Genomic DNA, 2935 nt, shown 5'->3' with positions numbered 1-2935 from the left:
GATTAGACATGCATTTAAATCGTCAAAAAGGTACCGTACAACGCGATTTAAAGATTTTATGATGAAAACACACCAGTAATATAAAACGCTCTGTACGGTCAAATTTGAGGTAAATTAACCTATTGGTAAAATTATGGACTAAAAACATGAGAATATTAAAAGACCTGTTCTTAAAAAAACGTAAACAACCAATGCAAAAAGAGTTTATTGCAACAGCTGTTGGTTATGTTCCTTGGGGAGATGGAGCAGAGGAGTATTTTTACAACCTCTACGAATATGAAGACGGTACAAGAGAGTGTGAAAAGTTTGACGGTGGTCAGTACTACACCGTACCAGAAAAGGCAGATTTTAGTACCAAAGCGCAAGTAAAAGCATGGGTTTATGGTGGGAATATTCCGAAAAGCGTTCTCAATTACGAACCTCTTATAGACGAGATCAATAGAGAGATTAAAAAGTTATCGGAAGTTGCTTGACAATATGGCAACATTATGTCTATTGTCGAATCAGGTGCCTAGAAAACACCTTAAATGTACAGCGGATAGATTGCCGAAACAGTCTTTTCACCGCCAATTAAAAACTTTGACTCATTGTATGTTACACGCATATAATGATTTTGTCGGGTGTGGTTATGCTATACAATACCCTTTTGGGGAAGGCATAACGACGGGCTGTACGCCGTGTTTTCTAGCACCCGGCATCCTCTTTGGATGTCAATACTTTTAGGATTTTTCAAAAAATAATTGACAGTTTCTGTGAACAGCTATAGTCTGATTGGCAGGCTTAAAACACCTCGTAACTAATCGGTTCAACAGTATCCCGAAAGATCTGTTGCCCATCATGAGAATTTTTGTCCAGGGTCTTCGTGTGTATGTCCAAGGGTAACCTAAAGATACGAAGGGCTGTATTAGTTCGGTTGTTTTAGCCCTGGATACTTTAACTTATAAAACAAAGGACTAATAAGATGAACACTCTAATTAAAATATCAGAAAAAATTATTGAACAAGAAATTGTGCAAACGGTCAATGCGCGTGAGTTACACGCATTCATGGAAATAGGAAAACGTTTCGCTACTTGGATTACGGATCGTATTAATCAATATACATTTGAAGAAGGTAAAGACTTCATAAAAACACAAGATTTGCGGTTCCCAAAATTGGGAAGCGCAAAATCTAGAGCTGTTACAGCAATAGAATATCATCTCACTCTAGACATGGCAAAAGAGCTCTCAATGGTTGAACGCAATGAGAAAGGACGTCAAGCACGCCGTTATTTTATTGAATGTGAAAAGAAACTAAGAAACCAATCTGTTGATTGTGACCGTGATACACGCTTTGATTTCCCAAAGGATTGGGATAAAATGTCTCCAACTAAAAAGGCTGTTTACATTTATGGTCCTCTTCATATGCATCTTGTTAAAGCCTTTACATTGGTAGAAGAAAGCAAACAGTATAAAACACTCATTGAAGAAGCAAAACAGGTTTTAGAAAAATCTGTTAAAGCTGCTTAGTTTTTTAATATAACTCTCTTTCCTTGCTTTTTAGAGGAAGGAGAGGTCAACGCATTGAACGAAGCATAGCATCACGTAAAATGGCGTTAATCCGCGTCTGGTAGCCTTTTCCTTGACTCTTAAGCCATGCTAATACGTCTGAATCCACACGCACTGTTGTGACAGTTTTCTTTGGTTTATAGAATGGATTGCGCACTGCATTTTTCCAGAATGCATCATCTAGTGGTGGAATATCACTATGATCAATTGTGCTATCCGGCATTACAGCCAGTTTTTTAATTTCAACTCTTTGTTTATCTGTCAAAGGTGATAAGTTACCTACATCAATTTCATAAAGAACTTTCTTCTTCATAACGTTTCCTTTCTTTCGAGTTAGCTCGCCGCGCTGAAATAATACGGATTACTTCTATACCATCTTTATCATCATGGACAGTATGCGCCACGAGCAGCAGTAAAAAACCATCCACAAGACCCAAAGTTTGCCAACGATATTCTCCGTTTTCAATACGGTCTTGTTTAACCATGGCGAACGGGTCTGCAAAAACACGAGCAGCAATTTCAAAACTGACACGGTGCTTTCTAAGATTACTTTTTGCTTTAGTTTCATCCCATTCAAATCTTATTTTCATATCTTATGTTAATACATTTATGTATGTATTTCAAGAGTTTTAAATGAACACTGAACTATTTATGTTTTTTTGCATATTAAATATAATTTTATATGTTAATAATCAATAATATCCTTTTGAAATAATTAAAAAAATAAGCAAATCATGCTAAGATTTTCTATGTATTAAAGTACAAGTTTAAGGTAAGAAAAAACATGCTAAACAAAGTGACGTTAATCGGGCATTTAGGTGCTAATCCCGAAAGCAAAACAATGAATTCTGGAACAGAAGTAGTCAATTTTCGTATAGCAACTTCTGAAAGCTATACTGATAAAAAGACCAATCAGAAAGTAGATAAAACGGAATGGCACTCCATTGTAGTTTTTAATCCACATTTGGCAAAAATTGCACTTCAATATCTAAACAAAGGTTCAAAGGTTTACGTAGAAGGCAAATTACAAACACGCAAATGGCAAGATAAAAATGGGCATGACCGTTACACAACAGAGATTGTTTTACCACAATTCAAAGGCGAGTTGTATTTGCTTGATGCAAAGAAAGAGCAATCTTCCCCTTCATCCGTTACTTCTCAAAATTATGCTATCGCTTCAGGGGCTGCTGATCATAGTGCACTCATTAATAATGATAGCATACCATTCTGATTGAAAAAAATATGACAAAAAGAAAAAAACGTGCAAAACGTGGTCGTCCTCGGATTAAAGGATGTATCAGAGAACCAAATGGTCGTATCTCGCGAGCAAAAATACCGCGTGAACCGATTGATAAATTGGCAATTGAAATGCGTGCCAAGCGATTTGGT

Annotated in this window: 5 protein-coding genes; 3 read left to right on the top strand and 2 right to left on the bottom strand. The window is 36.5% G+C overall.

The window, feature by feature from the left end; all coding sequences use genetic code 11:
- The first annotated feature begins 146 nt into the window (after positions 1-146).
- Positions 147-473: a hypothetical protein gene (locus ACFILT_RS00920; protein ID WP_375679445.1), complete on the top strand. Its 327-nt coding sequence runs from the start codon at positions 147-149 to the stop codon at positions 471-473.
- Positions 474-961: 488 nt separating this feature from the next.
- Positions 962-1507, top strand: coding sequence for an antA/AntB antirepressor family protein (locus tag ACFILT_RS00915; RefSeq protein WP_375679444.1), 546 nt, complete (start codon positions 962-964; stop codon positions 1505-1507).
- A gap of 46 nt (positions 1508-1553) precedes the next feature.
- Here the strand turns inward: ACFILT_RS00915 and ACFILT_RS00910 are convergent, their stop codons facing one another.
- Both ACFILT_RS00910 and ACFILT_RS00905 read right to left on the bottom strand, forming a co-directional pair.
- The gene (locus tag ACFILT_RS00910) at positions 1554-1859 is read right to left on the bottom strand and encodes a BrnA antitoxin family protein (RefSeq protein WP_375619015.1); all 306 of its coding nucleotides are present in this window, start codon (positions 1857-1859) and stop codon (positions 1554-1556) included.
- The gene (locus tag ACFILT_RS00905) at positions 1837-2136 is read right to left on the bottom strand and encodes a BrnT family toxin (RefSeq protein WP_006925654.1); all 300 of its coding nucleotides are present in this window, start codon (positions 2134-2136) and stop codon (positions 1837-1839) included. Before ACFILT_RS00905 ends, ACFILT_RS00910 begins: the two co-directional genes overlap by 23 nt.
- Positions 2137-2330: 194 nt before the next feature.
- On the opposite strand from ACFILT_RS00905, the gene ssb reads away from it, so the two are divergent.
- Positions 2331-2777, top strand: a complete 447-nt coding sequence (gene ssb / locus ACFILT_RS00900) for a single-stranded DNA-binding protein (protein ID WP_375679443.1) — start codon at positions 2331-2333, stop codon at positions 2775-2777.
- Positions 2778-2935 lie beyond the last annotated feature (158 nt).

The sequence above is a fragment of the Bartonella sp. AP7XZML genome (assembly GCF_042195745.1).
Lineage (GTDB): Bacteria > Pseudomonadota > Alphaproteobacteria > Rhizobiales > Rhizobiaceae > Bartonella.
This window is presented reverse-complemented; position numbering and strand designations above follow the sequence as displayed.

What these genes read in the sequence shown, in the direction of transcription:
- ACFILT_RS00920 (WP_375679445.1), top strand. Translation starts at nt 147, where the DNA reads ATGAGAATATTAAAAGACCTGTTCTTAAAAAAACGTAAACAACCAATG.
- ACFILT_RS00915 (WP_375679444.1), top strand. Translation starts at nt 962, where the DNA reads ATGAACACTCTAATTAAAATATCAGAAAAAATTATTGAACAAGAAATT.
- ACFILT_RS00910 (WP_375619015.1), bottom strand. Translation starts at nt 1,859, where the DNA reads ATGAAGAAGAAAGTTCTTTATGAAATTGATGTAGGTAACTTATCACCT.
- ACFILT_RS00905 (WP_006925654.1), bottom strand. Translation starts at nt 2,136, where the DNA reads ATGAAAATAAGATTTGAATGGGATGAAACTAAAGCAAAAAGTAATCTT.
- ssb (WP_375679443.1), top strand. Translation starts at nt 2,331, where the DNA reads ATGCTAAACAAAGTGACGTTAATCGGGCATTTAGGTGCTAATCCCGAA.